This is a genomic window from Sorangium sp. So ce887, assembly GCF_051521455.1.
Lineage (GTDB): Bacteria > Myxococcota_A > Polyangia > Polyangiales > Polyangiaceae > Sorangium.
Window position 1 is genome coordinate 7,653,040 of record NZ_CP150354.1, and the last position, 17,554, is coordinate 7,670,593.

General features: G+C 72.4%; 9 protein-coding genes. 5 read left to right on the forward strand and 4 right to left on the reverse strand.

Features of this window, described 5'->3' with window-relative positions:
• Nucleotides 1–167: 167 nt before the first annotated feature.
• Nucleotides 168–920 (reverse strand): hypothetical protein, encoded by a 753-nt coding sequence (locus WMF36_RS28340; protein WP_437573883.1) that lies wholly within the window; start codon nt 918–920, stop codon nt 168–170.
• On the opposite strand from WMF36_RS28340, the gene WMF36_RS28345 reads away from it, so the two are divergent.
• Nucleotides 904–1,854, forward strand: coding sequence for an RNA polymerase sigma factor (locus WMF36_RS28345; RefSeq protein WP_437573884.1), 951 nt, complete (start codon nt 904–906; stop codon nt 1,852–1,854). The genes WMF36_RS28340 and WMF36_RS28345 overlap by 17 nt on opposite strands.
• Nucleotides 1,851–2,522 (forward strand): hypothetical protein, encoded by a 672-nt coding sequence (locus WMF36_RS28350; protein WP_437573885.1) that lies wholly within the window; start codon nt 1,851–1,853, stop codon nt 2,520–2,522. The genes WMF36_RS28345 and WMF36_RS28350 overlap by 4 nt, the downstream gene beginning before the upstream one ends.
• A 64-nt stretch (nt 2,523–2,586) precedes the next feature.
• On the opposite strand, the gene WMF36_RS28355 is transcribed toward WMF36_RS28350, so the two are convergent.
• From WMF36_RS28355 to WMF36_RS28365, 3 genes are all read right to left on the reverse strand, one after another.
• Nucleotides 2,587–2,994: a hypothetical protein gene (locus WMF36_RS28355; RefSeq protein ID WP_437573886.1), complete on the reverse strand. Its 408-nt coding sequence runs from the start codon at nt 2,992–2,994 to the stop codon at nt 2,587–2,589.
• A gap of 250 nt (nt 2,995–3,244) precedes the next feature.
• Nucleotides 3,245–5,479, reverse strand: a complete 2,235-nt coding sequence (locus WMF36_RS28360; RefSeq protein WP_437573887.1) for a CHAT domain-containing protein — start codon at nt 5,477–5,479, stop codon at nt 3,245–3,247.
• Between the two features lie 252 nt (nt 5,480–5,731).
• Nucleotides 5,732–8,668: a DUF4215 domain-containing protein gene (locus WMF36_RS28365; protein ID WP_437573888.1), complete on the reverse strand. Its 2,937-nt coding sequence runs from the start codon at nt 8,666–8,668 to the stop codon at nt 5,732–5,734.
• A gap of 489 nt (nt 8,669–9,157) precedes the next feature.
• Between WMF36_RS28365 and WMF36_RS28370 the strand changes: the two genes are divergently transcribed.
• The 3 genes from WMF36_RS28370 to WMF36_RS28380 all read left to right on the forward strand — a co-directional run bounded on the left by WMF36_RS28370 (nt 9,158) and on the right by WMF36_RS28380 (nt 17,296).
• Nucleotides 9,158–14,509: a DNA repair ATPase gene (locus WMF36_RS28370; RefSeq protein WP_437573889.1), complete on the forward strand. Its 5,352-nt coding sequence runs from the start codon at nt 9,158–9,160 to the stop codon at nt 14,507–14,509.
• 202 nt (nt 14,510–14,711) lie between these two features.
• The gene (locus tag WMF36_RS28375) at nt 14,712–15,920 is read left to right on the forward strand and encodes an FIST signal transduction protein (RefSeq protein ID WP_437573890.1); all 1,209 of its coding nucleotides are present in this window, start codon (nt 14,712–14,714) and stop codon (nt 15,918–15,920) included.
• 209 nt (nt 15,921–16,129) lie between these two features.
• Nucleotides 16,130–17,296 carry a DUF3500 domain-containing protein gene (locus WMF36_RS28380; protein WP_437573891.1) on the forward strand — a complete coding sequence of 389 codons (1,167 nt, stop codon included), beginning with the start codon at nt 16,130–16,132 and terminating at the stop codon, nt 17,294–17,296.
• Nucleotides 17,297–17,554 lie beyond the last annotated feature (258 nt).

Consider the following 17,554-nt stretch of genomic DNA (forward strand, 5'->3'; position numbering starts at 1 on the left):
GCAACGGGGAAGTCCCCGACGACCCATACCCTCACATGGTTTCTGGCGAGCTGGGCAAAGGCACGCATGGTGCGGTCCGCATCATGCGTGCCAGCGAGCGGGAACCAGACGTCCTTGCGTGGGCGGGACCACCGAGAGCGTGGTCCTGCGTGCGCGCGCGACGCGCGTCAGTGGCTGACGGTGAGGGCGGCGCCCGACCCCGACCAGTTCTGCACGTAAACGTCGGCGCCCCAGAACCAACGATAGAAGCAGGTCGAACTGCGCGGACGAACGCCGAATTCCAGGCCGAACCAGTCCACGTACGCTGACCCGAGCACGCTGGTATTGTTCGTGATGCAGATCAGCGTTTCGCCGAGGAACAGAGTTCCGCAGCGGACCCAATCCCCCTGGGCGATTGTCGAACCACACGAATACGTCAAGGCCTCGCTGGCGGCGCCGATCGACTCGCCATCCGCAGACATCGGAGGATCCGACGGATGCGCCACACCCGACGCCGCGAACGCCTGCAGATCCCCGTAGAGCGCGTCCGCGAGCGCGACGGCGCGCGCGGAGCCACCGCTGATGACGACGCCGTCCGCCGTCAAGGTGAGCGTCTCGCGGGTGGCCTGCGTGTCGACCTCCACGAGCAGCCTGGCGCCTCGCTCGACGTCTTCGGGTTGGATCGAGAGGGTCGCGATCGGTGCCGCGGCGTCGTCCAGCCCGACGAACGTCCGCGCGTCGCCGGCGCCGGAGACGGACCAGGACGCGATGCGAAGCGCGTCGTGCGTGCTCGCCGACGCACGAACGGAGAGCGGGGAGTCGGCGGTCGTCGACTCCCCGAGCTCCAGCTCTGTCGAGGGCGGCGTCGCGCAGGCGACCATGAGGCTTGCGAGAGCGGGCAGAACACAGGCAAAGCACCTTTTCATGAGCAGCTCCTTCATTGATAACGATGCGCGCGATGCGAGGCTCGCTACCGTCGGCGATCCTCGTCGGCGCCGCGAGATGTCAGTAACTGAGGTGCCGATTGCAGATCCCGCGAGGGCACCCCGCGGCGGGGCCTCGGAGAATGCGAACCGACGGGTATGGGGCGCCCGCCGCGACGAGGCTCGACGCCGGCTCGATGCTCAGACGCAAAAAAGACAATTGTTACAGATACTTATCGAATACAAAAAAGAAACTCTGTCGTCCTCGGCGCAGGTCCGTCGCCTCATCTGGATCGGCATGCGGCTCCCCGAGACCAACCCGCTTGAAGCGCTGTCACCCCTGGCGTACCTTGCCGAGCGCATGGCGGGCAGGCGGGCGGTAGACGGCGGCGAACGACCCGAAAGTTCGCTGCACGCTGCGCTCGACCGGGGCGACCATCGCGCAGCGCTCCGCGTGATCATGGCGGAGCACGGCGCGTCCGTGTACGGCTACTGCACGCGCGTGCTCGGCGACGCCACCCTCGGCGCCGACGTTCACCAGCAGGTGTTCGAGGAGGCGTACCGCGACCTCGGCAAGCTCCTGCGCCCGGAGCACGCCCGATCATGGCTCTTCGGGATCGCGAACCACCGGTGCCTGGACGCCATCAAGGCCCGACGCCGCATGGAGAGGCGCTTCGTCGGCGACGACGAGGGGCTCGCCGACGTCGCCGACGAGCCACGGGACCTGGCCGAGCGCGTCGACGCGACGACGGTCGCGCAGGCCCTCTCCGCGTGCATCCGCGAGCTCTCGGTCGAATCGAGGATGGCCGTGCTCCTCCGATTCCAGGAGGGGATGACCTACGAGGACATGGGCCGCATGTGCCGCGAGAAATCGACGACGCTGCAAGCGCGGGTGACGCGCGCGCTGCCGCTCCTGCGCCGCTGCCTCGAAGGGAAGGGCATCGCGCCATGAGCCGGCCGAGCTGCGACCGATCGGAGCACGAGAGGCTCGTCCTCTGGGACGACGGAGCGCGTCCGGACGCTCATGAGCGCGGGTGCGACGAATGCCAGCAGGCCCGCGCTCGCTACGATCGCATCGCCGCGATGTTCGTGAGCCTGCCCGTGCTCGATCCTCCGGCGGGGTGGGAGGAGCGCCTGCTCGCCCGCGTCGATCCCCCGGCTGCACCGGCGAGGCGTCTCCCGGCGCGCTGGACATGGGCGCTCGCGGCCGCGCTCCTCCTGGTCGCCGCGGTGGTGATCCTCCGGCGGCCGCGCGAGGAGCGGCTCGCGCTGCGCCAGGAGGTGGTCCCGACGGCGTCGGGCCGCCGCGCCGACTCGGCGGTTGTCGGCGATCGCCTCGGGCTACGGGCTTCTACCGGCGGCGCCGCGCACGCGGAGCTCCGCGTCTACCGGGGAGAGCGGGATCTCGTGCTGCGGTGCCCGGGGGACCGTCGGTGTCGCGCCGCAGGCGGGGCGATCGAGGCGGATCTGACGCTGGAGTCGAGGGGGAGCTACCGCGCGCTGGTGCTCGCAGCGGACGCGCCGCTGGCGGCGCCGGGAGGGTCGCTCGACGGCGACGCCCGAGCGGCCCGCGCGCTCGGCGGGCGCGTCGAGGTGGGCCCGGCGGTCGACGTGGAGTGAGCGGCGATCCGTGGATCGCGGAGCTCGTTCGCTGGGACGGACGCGGAGCAAGCCTCTATCAGGGCTAGATGCGGTGCACGTTCTTCATGTCGAATGGCACGTCCGGGGCGCCGGGCTTGCTCCCTGGAGGCGGTGGGGGCGGGGGGTCCTCTACCCCCCCGGCGATCTTGCGGAGGGAAGGCGAGAAGACGAAGCCGTTCCCACCCAACGTGGGTTGGCCGGCCTTCCTCAGGCGGTCGAGCTCCTTGTCATCGATGATGACGTCCGAAAAGTACATCTCGTAGACACAGTGCGCGGTCAGAACGAGGGTTCCGCTGCCCTGCTGGATGCTGAGGGGCGGCGTATCGATCTCCTTTCCACCTGGGTCGACGCCGCGGATGGCCACCTGGATCCACGGCTGGCTCACGGTGAAATTCAGCTTCGGGGCCAGCAACGGCGACCGCGGCATGACATAGTATCGTGCATAGCTCATGTTCGTCTCCTGTCGGATTGTGTGGCGCGCGGAGCGGCGTTTGCCTCCACGATGCATACGACGCGTACCGCCAAGGATAGGATGTCGGATCGAGCGTGCGGCCGAAATCTCGGCGCGCTCACCCCGGAAGGCGCCGCAGGAGGCCCAGAATCGGCGAGGGGCCGCCGGACTCACTGAAAAGTGAAGCGATTTCGAGCCGTTGGCAGGATTGTGAAGACAACGTTGTCGTGCGTCGCAGAGGTCCATCGCCTTATCGGGATCGCTCATGCGATGGCGCCGCAGCGCTGTACGCCACGAACGAGGCCCAGCGCCGGGGGGGGACCGAACGCGCCATCTCCCGCTGCGCGGCCGCGAGCGCGCGCACGGGATCGTCGGTCACCCCATTGCGGTAGAGGCTCGCTACCACCGCGCGCGCGTCGGCGTCGTCGACCGAGCCGAGCGTCGCGACGACGGCGCCGCTGCCGTTGGCCAGGAACGCCGCGGCGAGAGAGCCCCACATCTCCTCGTGGCGCGTCGAGGCCGAAGAGCAGCTCGCGAGCACCACGACGTCGGCGCGGAGCTTCGACGCGAGCACGTCGCGCGCGGTCCACCGCCCGTCGTGGAGGCGCAGCCACGCCCCCCCGGCGTCGATCCCGGCATGCGTGGCCACGTGGAGCACGCGGCGCGACGGAGCCGCCAGGAGCCGCTCACGCGTCGCGTCGGCCAGGGTGAGCGGCGCGACGCCGAGGATGCGCCCGACCAGCGCCGCCTCCTCGCGCGCAGCCGGGAGGGTGCCGTCGGCGTCTGCGAGCACGAGCGCTCCCTCGGACCGGGCGGATACGGCGCGCGCCGCGAGCGCGCGCAGGCTGGGCGCGACCGCGACGGGGCGCTCGTCCACGAGCCGGCGAGACCCACGCCGGAGCGCCGTGTAGGGAACGGACAGGAAGCTTCCGGTCGGAACGACGTACAGGAGATCGTCGCCCGCCGTGACGCGCTCGGGGATCAAGAGCTCCCCGAGCTCGCCGGCGGCCGCGTCGTCGTCGAGATCGGCCGCGAGCCGCTCCGCGAGCCTCCGCGCTGGCACCGCGTCGCCGTGGTCGGCGAACGCGAACTCCCCGTCCCGGCCGCGGTGCACGACCCAGAGACGGCCCTGCGCCTCGACGTGCACAAGGATCTCGCGGTCGCCGAGGCGCGCTCCGAGCTCGGATTTCACCGCCTCCCCGCGGAGCCCGCGCCAGAGCGCGCCGATCGCGTCCGCGTGCGCGGGCGCATCGCCGGCGGCGCCCTCCGCGCGCACGAGGGAGTCGAGGAACGAGCGCGCGGTGAACGCCTCGAGCGCCTCGAGCGCCTCGGGTGTCCGGCCGGCGCGGGCGAGCATGGCGAAGAGCGCTTCGTAGGGCGCGCGTCGGCGCGTCAATACCCACGGCTGGAGCTCCGTCAGGTCGACCGCATCGCGCATGCGCTCGACGACCGCAATGGACGCCCGATACGCGCGCTCCGCCCCCGCCGTGTCGCCTGTGCGCTCGGCGATCCGGCCACGCTCATACGCGACGTCCCACGCCCAGTCGTCGCTCCCGGCCACCGCTGCAGCCTCGTCGAGGAGGCGCGCCGCCTCGACGAATCCACCGCGATCGGCCTCGAGCAGCGCGCGGTTGTAGAGGTAGGACACCTCGCGGGGCGCGGGCAGCCCCGCGAGGTGTGCTAGCCCCGCAGCGGCGTCCCCTTCGAGGTGGGCCGTGTAGGCGAGGTTGAGGTGCGCAGCGGCCTCGACGTCGCGGAGCCCGGTCTCGCGCGAGATCGCGAGCGCCTCCTCGAACGCCTGCCGCGCGAGCGAGAGCCGGCCGGCGTCCCGGTGGAGCATCCCCATTTTCAGCCGGACGTACACGAGATCCCCGCGCGTGGCCGCGAGCGCCGCGCCGGCCTCGCGGAGCGCGCCCTCGGCGCCCCGCGCGTCGCCGAGCGCTCGCAGCACGTCACCGCGCATCAGCGCGACGTACCCGAGCATACGCGCGTCGTGGCCTGCCTCCGCGTCGCGCATCGAGGCGTCGAGCTCCGCGAGCGCGTCGCGGTAGCGAGCCCTCCGCCAGTGCGATCCCGCGAGGGCGTAGGCGGCCCGCGCGGCCTTGGGCGACTCGCCCCGCGCGCGGAAGAGCGCGAGCGCCTCCTCGAGCGCCGTGCGCGCCGGCGCCGCGTCCCCGCGGCGATCGAGGACGAGCCCCGCGATCATCCGCGCTTCGGCGCGCATCTCGCCGGCCTCCGCGAGGCGCGCGAGCTCCAGCGCCCCGTCGTCGTCGCCAAGGCTCATCTTCGCCCGCGCCAGGGCGAGGCCGTAGCTCGGCCGTGGATCACGCGCGTAGCTCGCCTGACAGAGCAGCAGCGCCTCGCGCCAGTCGCCCCGCTTTTCGGCCTCATCACAATGTGACGGCCATCCGACGCCCGCGTCGTCCGTGACGGCGAGAGTGACGCTCGCGAGCGCCAGATAGGTGAGCGTCGCCGCAGGCTTCAATCGATGGATACTACGCCTGCTCAGTCACCTGCCATACAAGCTATCGCAACCGACGCTCCCTCGTGATTGGCCGTGAAGTGGCCGCGCCACCGCAAATTCGAGCCCAGCTCCCTCCCCGGGGGCCGGTCGCCTCGGCGAGACCTCCCGCCGAACCACAGAGGATCTCGCTCGGCGGGTTGTTACCAGCAGACGAGCGGCGCGGCGGCCCGGGCGAGCCGCCGCGCTCTGCTCTCCGTCACGGATCGATCCGGGTCAGTCGACCTCGTCGTGGCACGTGGCGCTGCAGCCGTCGCCGCTCGCGGTGTTGTCGTCGTCGCACTGCTCGTACGGCAGCTGCCGCACGCCGTCGCCGCAGTGCGGACCGAACACGCAACCAGGAGCGCACTCGCCGTAACCGCCGTCGTTCTCCACGTCGTCGCACTCCTCGGGCGGCGTCTGGGTCACGCCGTCTCCGCAGCGCGGACCGTAGACGCAACCGGGAGCGCACTCGCCGTGACCGCCGTCGTTCACGCCGTCGTCGCACTCCTCGCCGAGCTCCGTCTGGGGGAACCCGTCGCCGCAGACGGCCCCGATCCGGCAGCCGAGGCAGCCCATGCTGCCGTCGTTCACGCCGTCGTCGCACTCCTCGCCCCACTCCGCCTGCGGGGTCCCGTCGCCGCACTTCGCCGCGTCGCCGCACTCCGGCGTGCACCCGCCATAACGGCCGTCGTTCACGCCGTCGTCGCACGTCTCGTCCGGCGTGTGGACCGTCGCATCGCCGCACCACGGCCCGACGAGGCACTCCGGCGTGCACCCGCCATAGCGGCCATCGTTCACGCCGTCGTCGCACGTCTCGCCGAACTGGCTGTTGATGTCCTCGTCGCCGCAGCGGGGCGCCGCCACGCAGCCCGGGGCGCAGGCCCCCGAGCCGTAGCCGCCCAGGTTGGTGCCATCGTCGCAGATCTCGTACGGAGTCGTCCGGACCCCGTCGCCGCAGTAGAGCCCGAGCGTGCAGGTCGTGGAGCAGTTCCCGTAACCAGGGCCGTTCTCCGCCCCGTCGTCGCACTGCTCGTCCGGCGTGACGATCCCGTCGCCGCACACGGGCTCGCAGCGCGAGGGGGCCGCGTTGAAGCCGCCGAGCGTCAGCTTGTAGCTCGACCCCGTGATGTGGCGCTCCGCCTGGAACACGACGACCTCGTAGACCCTCCCCTCCGTCAGGCCGAGGTCATCCATGAGCACCGTCCCGCGATCGTCCTCCACGCCGTCGATCTCGCCGGTCCCCATGGGGGCGTGGATGCCGCCGAGGTCGACGCGGAGCCGGTTGTTGACGAACACCCAGACGTCGTCGTCCCCGTAGAAATCGAGCCGCTCCCCGCCGTGGTACTCGAACCAGTAACGGACCTCGCTCGTGAAGTAGAAGTTGTGGTTGCCCGCAGGAGACCAGTCGTTGAACGGATCGGTCGCCGCGCGGCTCGCCTCGCGCTGCGCCACCGGCACCGACGTGTGCTGCCAGCCCCTGCCGTCGAGCGGGAAGAACGTGTGATCCTCGTAGACGAACAAGTCCGACGTCCCGACGCGCGCGAGCGCGAGCCGGTCCGCGACCGTCTTCGAGAGGGTCGAGTCGCTGTACCAGTTGTTGAAATCCGCGGCGTTCGTGAGGAAGCCGTTCGGCCGCGCCGCCGCGAACTGGGGCTTGTTGTTGGTGCCGAGGACGTTCTGCACGATCCCCGTCACGATCGCGTTCGGCGGATTTGTGTTCGGCTCGAAGTTCGGCGCGTCCTCCTTGAAGTCGCGGTACACGATCGGCACGAGGAGCTCGTCGCCCACGGGCGCGTCGTTCGTGCAGCTGTACCCCGGCTCGATGACGCACGCGGACGAGCAGCCGTCCCCGTCGGCCGTGTTGCCGTCGTCGCACGCCTCACCGCCGAGGCGCAGCCCGTCGCCGCACGCCGAGGTGCAGCCGCTGTCGCCGCAGTCCGGCTCGACCTGGCAGAAGGGCGTGCAGCCGTCGCCCATCGTGCTGTTGCCGTCGTCGCACGGCTCGGAGCCCTCCCTCTCTCCGTCGTTGCAGACGGTGGCGCGGCAGATGTAACCGCCGGCCGCAGGCTCGCACACGAGGCCCGGCTCCCACTTGCACGTGGCGTCGCACCCGTCGCCGTCCGCCGCGCCGCCGTCGTCGCACTCCTCCCGGGCCACGACCCGACCGTCGCCGCAGAGCGCCGTGCAGCGGCTCCCCGCGCGCGCGCATTCGAACCCGGGCTCGATCTGGCACGTGGCAGAGCACCCGTCGCCCGCGGCCCTGTTGCGGTCGTCGCACCCCTCGCCCACGCCGATCTGACCGTCGCCGCAGACGACCGTGAAGACGCAGCTCACGCCGTCGGGGCACACCCAGCCGGCCTCGACCTGGCAGCTCGGCGAGCAGCCGTCTTCCGGCTCCAGGTTGCCGTCGTCGCACCCCTCGCTCGGCCGCAGCAGGCCGTCGCCGCACCGCTCGACCGGCCTGCAAGGCCGCCCCGGGATCGGGCAGGTGATGTTGCCAGGGTCCTCCAGGGCGCAGACGTCGGAGCACCCGTCTCCGGGCACCGCGTTGCCGTCGTCGCAGGTCTCGCCGCCCGAGACCCGCGCGTCGCCGCACGAGTGCAGCCGGTAGCACGGCTCCCCGGGCCCCGGGCACACCCAGTCGCCCGGCTCCCGCTGGCAGCGATCGTCACAGCCGTCGCCCGAGGCGGTGTTCCCGTCCTCGCAGCTCTCGCCGGGCTCGATCGCGCCGTTGCCGCAAGCGATCGTCGTGTGGCAGGGCTCCCCCGGCTCGCACGCGCAGTACGGCTCCACCTTGCAGGCGCCGGAGCAACAATCCCCGGGCAGGCTGTTGCCGTCGTCGCACGCCTCGGTCTCCTGGTTGATCTCGCCGTCGCCGCACGCCGGCGCCACCGCGTCGCACTCCGGCGGAGGATCCGGCGACTCGCACGGATCGCCGCCGCTGCCGGTGGTCCCCCCGGGTCCGACGGTGATGAACCCGCCGCCCAAGGCCCCGGAGCTGTCGTCGGTTCCGCCGGTGCCCGTGGCGCCGCCCGCCCCGCCCGCCCCGCCCACGCCGCCCCCCGCGCCGCCATCGCCGCCGCCGTCATCCCCGCAGGCGGCGAGCGGACCGGCAACCAGGACGAGGAGCACGGAAGTAAGTCTTTTTCCCAAGCCCATTGATGCCACCATCCCAACTCGCTGAAGTTCGTCGTGAGTTCCAAGCCGCGCCGCGAGGCGCCCCGGTCGACGAGGTGCGCCGCCGGAGGCGGCGTGGGCTCACGCGCGCATGCGCGCGGCTGTCGCCCTCGTTAACGGCCCATCGCAACGCAACACCCCCCGTGGAGCAAGCGGATTTGACGCCGTGGCGGCTTTGCGACGCGCCGCCCGCCGGGACGCGGCGGAATCCGCGGGCGGCGCGCCGGCCGGCAGGGGGCAGCCCGGGCCTGACATCCCGGCGCGCTGGCGGCCGGCGCGCGCCGCGGCCCCCTCGCGACCCACGCGCGCCGTGACCCCCCTCACGGCCCGCGCGCGCCGCGGCCTCTCTCGCGCCGCCGCGCGGTGCGGTCGCCATCTCGCCCCCCGGACGCGGCGAACGGCTGTAACCTGGCCGCGGACAGGCCGAGGCCCGCGCGGATTCGACGCGGGGGCGGGCATCGAGCCTGACCACACGGAGCATGCATGGTGGCGACAGGGGCCTTGGACGGCGCGGCCCGGACGGCGGGGGCTCCCCCCCCGCAGGCGGCGGAGACGCTGGATGGGGGCAATTACGAGGTCATCCGCCGGCGGCTCGTCGAGCGCGCCGAGGAGCTCGGCCGCCGCGCCGAGGCGCTCAACGCGCGGCGAAAGCAGGTGTTCGGCGGCACCGACCTCGCGCTCCTCGAGAACGCGCGCGTCAGGACCGAGAACAACTGCCTGCCGCGCGACATCGTGAGCATCCGGGGCAAGCTGCTCGTCGGCTACCTCGTGTTCATGGGGCTCAAGGAGGTGAACGTCGGCGACGTCTTCAGCCTCCACCGCTTCGCGAGCGAAGGCGGCGCCTTCGACCTGTCGCACGCGCCGCTCGACGAGGGCGACGCGTTCCTCGGCGACGCCACCTTCGTCAAGGAGTTCAACGACCTCCACCGCTACGTCAAGGAGCCCCGGCTGCTCCAGCTCCGGCGCAGCGACACGCGGATGCTCGCCATCTTCCAGGTCGGCGCGACCGAGCGCGACGTCAAGGTGTTCCGCTGGAGCATCGACGCGACAGGGCGCGTCCGCTACCTCGACGCGCGCGGCGACGAGGACAACGTCCGCCCGCGGGCGCACGACTTCGCCTGGACGCAGACCACGCGCGACGACCACGTGCAGGGCAAGCACCCGCACGTCGCCCTCCTCGGCGAGATCTTCGTCGAGACGGTCGGCGGCGATCTCACCATCAAGGTCGAGAACAACACGGCCACGGGGCTCGGCATCTACCGCGAGCCGGTCGACGACGCGGGCCAGGCGCTCGACGACGCCGACATCCAGTACGCCCGGCTCGGGCCGCTCATCCTGCTCAAGATCAAGCCGTTCCGGGAGCCGTCGTACCGCTACCTCGTCTACAACGGCCGCACCCGGAAGGTCGTGCGCATCGACGCGATCGGCCTCGCCTGCCTGAGCCTCCCGGAGGACCAGGGCATCGTCTTCCCGAACGGCTACTACCTCATCACCGGGGAGACGAAGCGCTTCGAGGGCAGCACCGACAGCCTCGTCTTCGAGCGGGTCATCCGCTCGCCGAACGGGGAAGACGTGCTCTACGTGTTCCACCAGGTCGTGGACGGGCGCTACGTGCTCTTCCCGTACAACCTGATCCGCAAGGAGATCGCGACCCCGATCCAGTGCCACGGGTACAGCCTCTTCGACGACGGCAAGATGGTGATCTTCCGGGCGCTGGGCGAGGAACCGACCCGCGTCCACCCGATGCAGATCTGGCAGACGCCGTTCATGACCGCGGAGTTCGCGGCGTCGGCGCCGACCGACGGCTCGTACCTCGCGAAGGTGGGCAACGCCGACCTCGTGCGGGGGATCTCGGACGCGCTCAGCATGCGGCGCGCGGCGATGGACGGGTCGCCGACCCGCCAGACGTTCGAGGACCTCATCCGGACCGCCGAGCGGATGACCGACGCCTACTACTGGCTCGGCCACGCCGAGGCGGGCGACCTCCTGTCGACCGTGAACGAGCTCCGGACCGTCTCGGAGAGCATCGTCGACGAGTTCGAGAAGGTCGAGGCCATCAAGGCGCGCGCGGCGAGCGCGCTCGCCGAGACCGAGGCGGCGCAGCAGCAGCTGCTCGGCGGGGTGCGGCCCGAGGACGCGGCGAGCGTCGACGCGTTCCTGAAGGCCCTGACCGCGCTGCGGCGGCAGCGGGGGCACCTCATCACGCTCCGCGAGCTCAAGTACATGGACCTCGGCCGCCTCGACGCGCTCGAGGCCGAGATCCTGGCGCGCACCGGCGAGGTGAGCGGCGCGTGCGTGACGTTCCTCCTCGGCGACCAGGCGTTCCGGCCGCTGGCCGACCGGCTCGCGGGCCTCATCGCCAGGATCGAGGCGGTCGCGAAGTCGTCCGAGCTCGCCCCGTTCGCCGCGGACCTCGACGGCGTGAACGAGGGGCTCTCGGTGCTCGCCGAGATCGTGGCGGGCCTGAAGGTCGACGACCCCACGGCGCGGACCCGGATCCTGGAGGGGATCAGCGAGGTCTACGCGCAGCTCAACCGCGCGCGCGCGACGCTGAGCGCCCGCGGCAAGGACCTCCGGGGCGCCGAGGGGCGCGCCGAGTTCGGCGCGCAGTTCAAGGTGTTCGGCCAGAGCGTCTCGAGCGCGCTGGCCGTCTGCGACTCGCCCGAGCGCTGCGACGCCGAGCTCTCGAAGCTCCTCGTCCAGCTCGAGGACCTCGAGGGGAAGTTCGGCGAGTTCGACGAGTTTCTGGGCGAGCTCGCGGCGAAGCGCGAGGAGGTGAACGACGCGATCGCCGCGCGGCGGCAGACGCTGCTCGACGAGCGGCAGCGGCGCGTCTCGAACCTCGTCGCCGCGGCGGACCGGATCGTCCAGGGGGTGACGCGGCGGGCGCGCTCGTTCGCGACCGTGGACGAGCTCAACACGTACTTCGCGTCCGACGCCATGGTCGCGAAGATCCGCGATCTCGCGGCGAGCCTCCACGCGCTCGGCGACAGCGTGAAGGGGGACGAGGTCGAGGCGCGGCTCAAGTCGGCGCGGCAGGACGCGCTCCGGGCGCTGCGCGACCGGGAGGACCTGTTCGAGGGCGGCGGCGACGTCATCAAGCTCGGCCGCCACCGCTTCAACGTGAGCACGCAGGCCCTGGAGCTCACGCTGGTCCCGCACGGCGAGGGGCTCGCGCTGCACCTCACCGGGACGGACTTCTTCGAGCCGATCGAGGACCCGGCGCTCGAGAGCGCGCGCGACCTCTGGGGCCAGGAGCTCGTGAGCGAGACCCCGGAGGTCTACCGGGGCGAGCTCCTCGCGGGCTCGATGCTCGCGGACGCCGAGGCGGGGCGCGGCGGGCTCTCGATCGAGCGGCTGCGCGAGGCGTCGCTCGGCCCGGGCGGGCTGCTCGCCGCGGTGCGCGCGTACGCGGCGGACCGGCACGACGAGGGCTACGAGCGCGGCGTCCACGACGCGGACGCGGCGCACCTCCTGGAGAAGCTGCTCGCGCTGCGGGCCACGGCGGGGCTGCTCCGCTTCGGCAGCGTGCCGCGGGCCCTCGCCTGCCTGACCTGGGCGGGGCTCGACCCGCGCGCCCGGGATCTCGCGCACCGGCGGGCGCGGAGCCTCGGCCGGCTCGCGGCGCAGCTCGGCGCGGGCGAGGCGCGGGCGGCGCTCGCGGCCGAGCTCGCGGCGGGCGTGGCCGCGGCGGCGGCGGCGCACCGGCTCGCGGCGGACGTGAGCAGCGCGGCGGACGTGCGCGTCGCGGCGCGGTACCTCGTGGAGGAGCTCGCGGCGGAGCACCCGAGGTTCGTGACCAGCGACGCGGCGCTCGATCTGCGCGCCGCGCTGCTCGCGCGCCTCGACCTCGAGGGCGGCCGCGGGGCGTTCGAGGAGGACCTCCGGCAGCTCGAGAAGCACCCGGCCGAGCGGCTGGAGCTCGCGCTGGCGTGGCTGCGGGGGCTCGCCGCGCGCGACGCCGCGTCGGCCCCGCTCGGCCACCTCGCGCTCGAGGCGGCGGTCGTCATGGTGACGGAGCGGCACATCGAGCGGGAGCCGAGCGGGGCCGTGACCGAGGCGCGCGTCGAGGGGCTGCTCGGCCAGCACCCGCGCATCAAGGAGCGCGCGCTCGCGCTCCGGCTCGACGAATTCCTGAGCAGGATCGAGGACTTCCTGCACGAAAGGGCGCCGCGCTACCGCGCCTACAGGAAGGTGCGGAGCGAGATCGCGGAGCGGGAGCGGAGGCGGCTGCGCCTCGAGGAGTTCGCGCCGCGGGTGCTCACGTCGTTCGTGCGCAACCGGCTCATCGACGAGGTGTACCTGCCGCTCGTCGGCGCGAACCTGGCGAAGCAGCTCGGGGCCGCGGGCGACGCGAAGCGCACCGACCTGATGGGCATGCTGCTGCTCATCTCGCCGCCGGGCTACGGCAAGACGACGCTGATGGAGTACGTCGCGAGCAAGCTCGGCCTCGTGTTCATGAAGGTGAACGGGCCGTCGCTCGGCCACGAGGTGACGTCGCTCGACCCGACCGAGGCCCCGAACGCGACCGCGCGCCAGGAGGTCGAGAAGATCAACCTGGCGTTCGAGATGGGCAACAACGTGATGCTCTACCTCGACGACATCCAGCACACGAACACGGAGCTGCTCCAGAAGTTCATCTCGCTCTGCGACGGGCAGCGCCGGATCGAGGGCGTGTGGCGGGGCCGGACGAGGACGTACGACCTGCGCGGCAAGAAGTTCTGCGTGGTGATGGCGGGCAACCCGTACACGGAGTCGGGCGCGCGGTTCCAGATCCCCGACATGCTGTCGAACCGGGCCGACACCTACAACCTGGGCGACATCCTCGACGGCAAGGAGCAGCTGTTCGCGCTGAGCTACCTGGAGAACGCGCTCACGTCGAACCCGACGCTCGCGCCGCTCTCGGGGCGGCCGCCGGGGGACACGCACAGGCTGCTCCGGATGGCGCAGGGCGAGTCGGTCGCCACGACGGAGCTCGAGCACGCCTACTCCGCGGCGGAGGTCTCGGAGATCGTCGCCGTGTTCGAGCGGCTCTTCCGGGTGCAGAAGGTGCTCCTGTCGGTGAACCTCGAGTACATCCGGAGCGCGTCGCAGGACGACGCCTTCCGGACCGAGCCGCCGTTCAAGCTGCAGGGCAGCTACCGCAACATGAACAAGCTGGCCGAGAAGGTCGTCGCGGCGCACACGCCCGAGGAGATCGACCGGCTCATCGACGATCACTACGTGAGCGAGTCGCAGACGCTGACGACGGGCGCCGAGCAGAACCTGCTCAAGCTCGGCGAGCTGCGCGGCCGGATGACGCCCGAGCAGAAGGCGCGGTGGGAGGAGATCAGGAAGGGGTACCAGCGCATCAAGCGGATGGGCGGCAAGGAGGACGATCCGGTCGTGCGCGTGACCGGCACGCTCTCGATGCTGGGCGAGCAGCTCGAGGGCATCCGCGGGGCGATCGGCAAGGCGGCCGTGGCGGCGCAGGCGGGGGACGCGCGGGCGAGGGAGATGAAGCAGTGGCTCGCGCCGGAGCTCGAGCGGCTCTCCGCGGCGCTCAAGGGGGTCGCGCAGCCGACGGTCGAGGTGAAGGTCGAGACGGATCGCTCGGTGTCGGAGTTCGTGGGCCACCACCTGTCGCTCGTGGAGCGGATCGTCGCGCCGCTCTCGAAGGCGACGACGCAGAGCGCGTTCGGCATCCGGGCGATCGAGGCGCAGATCTCGGAGCTCGGCCAGGCGCTCCGGTCGCTCGACGAGCGGGTCCGCGCCGCGGCGCGCCCGCAGAGCCAGCCGCCGCCGCCGGAGTGGCCTGGTGAAGCAGACCCCACGCGCGGGCGCGGTGGTGCGTGAGCGGATCACAGCACCCGCGCTCCACCGACGAGCGGCCGCGGGGCTCTCACCAGGCGGGCGACCGCACGGAGCAGAAGTCTACAAGAGGAGTAGAGAGGGGTCCGTCGTGCGTGTTATCACCATGCCGCGACGCGTATCGTCAGCGGATGGCCTGGACTCGAAGCCCCGCGCTCCGGCGCTGGGCACGTAGGAGCTTCGGCGCATGAAGATGATGACCCTCGGACCCTTTGATGGGAACGCGTGGCTGCTCGGCCGGAAGGTCGAGCGAACGGTCGCGGAGTGGAAGGAGCCCGCGCGGCTCGCGATCCTGGCCTTGCCGAACGGGGGGAAGCACGAGGAGTACCTCGCCGCGGTCGAGGACGCGACGGGCGTCCCGGTGATCGGGGCCACCACGGGCGGGGCGTCGTTCACGGAGCGGGGCTTCACGAGGAGCGGGGTGTCGTGCGCGTTCCTCGGGGGCGCGCACGTCGAGGTGACGTGCGCTGTGGCGCGCGAGCTGCGGGCGGATCACGGCAAGAGCATCCGGGCGGCGCTGAGCGACATGGACGAGGCGGTCTCGAGCAACGGCCCGCGCAGCGGCGCGCCGAGCTCGATCCTGGTGCTGGCGGACGCGTTCGCGTGCGACGGGGACGAGCTCGTGGCGGCGCTCCGGCAGGGAGTGCCGCCGCACACGCGGGTCTTCGGTGGGACGGCGGGCGACGGGTGGACGTTCGAGGGGGCGCGGGTGTTCCTGGGCCGCAAGGCGCTGACGGACGCGGCGGTGCTTGTGCGGCTGACGCACCGGCACCGGGTGAACATCGACGTGGTGCACGGGTTCCGGGCGGCCGAGGGGGGGCGGGATTTCACGATCACGGACATCGAGCGGAACGTGCTCAGGACGCTGGACGGGCAGCCGGCGGCGCGGGTGATCGAGGAGGAGCTGTCGCGGCTCGGGCTGCGGTCGAGCGGCGAGGGGCTGCTCCAGACGATGGCGAAGCACGCGCTCGGGGCGAAGACGCCGTTCGGGGAGGCGCTGAAGATCCGGGGGCCGATCGCGGTCCGGGGGGATGGGGCGGTCGTGCTGACAGGCGGGCTGGCCCGGGGACAGGTGGTGCGGGTGGTGAACGCGACGGCCGACGCGCTGCTGCAGGCGGCGAAGGGGCTATCGACGAAGGTGCTCGGGTCGCTGCCCGCGGTGTCGGGGGCGCTTGTGTTCGACTGCGCGTCGCGCTTCCGGTTGCTGGGGGAGCGGTACCGGGACGAGGTGCGGGCGTTCCTGTCGCCGAGCGGGACGGCCCATCCGATGTTCGGGATGGCGTGTTACGGGCAGATCGCGAAGTTCGGGGGGAGCGTCGAGGGCTTCTACAACACGAGCGCGGTCATGGTGGCGTGGGGGGAGTCGGACCAGGGGACGGGGCCGGCCAGCGGGTGAGGCCTGCGGCGCCGAGCTGCTCGTGCCCTGCAAGCGCAAGCGAGAGGCGGGCCAGGGCAGATGTCGGATCTCGGAGGTGCGCCCCGGTGCTTGTTACCCAGCACCTCTGTGCGAAACCGGCGACGAGGGCACGCGGCGGAAGAGCTTCGCCTCCCGCTCGCGGAGCATGCCCCGAGGTTCGCCCGTCCGGGCCGGGCTCGTGGAGCGCGATGGCCTTCGTGCTCATGATGACGACCTCCTGCAACAGCATGCGACCCCAGGAAGGCCTGCCCGGCGAGCCCGCTGCCGCGCCGGGCAGCGCGTCCGCGCCGGCCCAGCAGGCCGCCGAGCAGGGCGCCCTGCCCGCCCCGCCCGAGCCGCCGGCGCCCGCGGGGCCTCCGGGCGCCGCGCCTCCGCCGGGCGGCGCTGCGGGGCGCGCCACGGTCGAGGCGATCGCGGCCTCCGCGCGCGTCTTCCTGGACGGACTCGACGGCGAGGCGCGCGGCCGGGCGCTGCTCGCGTTCCAGAGCCGCGAGCGCGAGGACTGGCATTACGTCCCGCGCCGCCGCGCCGGCCTCGCGCTCGGCGACATGGATGGCGGCGAGCGCAGCGCGGCGCACGCGCTGCTCCGGGCCGGCCTCAGCCCAGAGGGATATCGCAAGCTGGAGGGCGTCCTGCTGCTCGAGGGCATCCTCGGGGGCATCGAGGGCAACCCGGCGTTCCGCGACCCGGGCCGCTACCACCTCGCCCTCTTCGGCCAGCCCGGGCCCCGGGCCCCGTGGGGTCTTCGCTTCGAGGGACACCACGTCTCGCTCAACCTCACCTCCGCAGGAGGTGGCGTGGCCACCACCCCGGCGTTCCTGGGCGCCAACCCGGCCGAGGTGCCCTCGGGTCCCCGGAAGGGCCTGCGCGTGCTCGCGGTCGAGGAGGATCTCGGCCGCGCCTTCCTGGCCTCCCTCACCCCCGCGCAGCGTCAGCGCGCCGTGATCGCCTCCGAGGCGCCGCCCGACCTCGTGACCGAGGCCTCCCGTAGGGCCGCGCTGTCGAGCTTCGACGGCCTGCCCGCCGCCGAGATGACCCCGGCCCAGCGCGCCGCGCTGCTGCGCCTCCTGGAGGTCTATGCCCGCAACTTCCCGGCCGACGTCGCCGACGGGCACCTCGACCGCATCGCGCGCGCCGGCGTGGAGCGCCTGCACTTCGCCTGGGCCGGCGGCGCCGCGCCGAAGCAGTCGCACTATTACCGGATCCACGGCCCCACCCACCTCATCGAGTACGACAACCGCGGCGGCGATCACATCCACACCGTGTTCCGCGACCTGCAGGACGACTTCGGCGACAGCCTGCTCGCGCGGCACCTCCAGGAGGGCCACGGCGCCCCCGCCCGCGGTCGGCCCTAGCCGCCGCGAGAGGGCGGCAGCGCCCTCAGAAAACGCATTCGGGGACGCCGTCCGGAGCTATCTCGCAGGGCTGGCCCAATGCGGTCGCCCCCTTGCCATGGCTCGGCGCGGCCATGATGACATGATGACTGGGTGCCGCCAAACAAGCCAGTGGTGCTGACCGCAGCACACCGGCAAAGCGTTGGGCCGGGCGTACCATGGAGTGGGGAGCGGTGGCCGCCACCCTCCGCCATGGCGCCGCCACCCGTGAACTGGCTC

Coding starts and splice junctions, on each gene's coding strand:
- WMF36_RS28345 (WP_437573884.1), top strand. CDS start 904: ATGAGCAGCTCCTTCATTGATAACGATGCGCGCGATGCGAGGCTCGCT.
- WMF36_RS28340 (WP_437573883.1), bottom strand. CDS start 920: ATGAAGGAGCTGCTCATGAAAAGGTGCTTTGCCTGTGTTCTGCCCGCT.
- WMF36_RS28350 (WP_437573885.1), top strand. CDS start 1,851: ATGAGCCGGCCGAGCTGCGACCGATCGGAGCACGAGAGGCTCGTCCTC.
- WMF36_RS28355 (WP_437573886.1), bottom strand. CDS start 2,994: ATGAGCTATGCACGATACTATGTCATGCCGCGGTCGCCGTTGCTGGCC.
- WMF36_RS28365 (WP_437573888.1), bottom strand. CDS start 8,668: ATGGTGGCATCAATGGGCTTGGGAAAAAGACTTACTTCCGTGCTCCTC.
- WMF36_RS28370 (WP_437573889.1), top strand. CDS start 9,158: ATGGTGGCGACAGGGGCCTTGGACGGCGCGGCCCGGACGGCGGGGGCT.
- WMF36_RS28375 (WP_437573890.1), top strand. CDS start 14,712: ATGAAGATGATGACCCTCGGACCCTTTGATGGGAACGCGTGGCTGCTC.
- WMF36_RS28380 (WP_437573891.1), top strand. CDS start 16,130: ATGGCCTTCGTGCTCATGATGACGACCTCCTGCAACAGCATGCGACCC.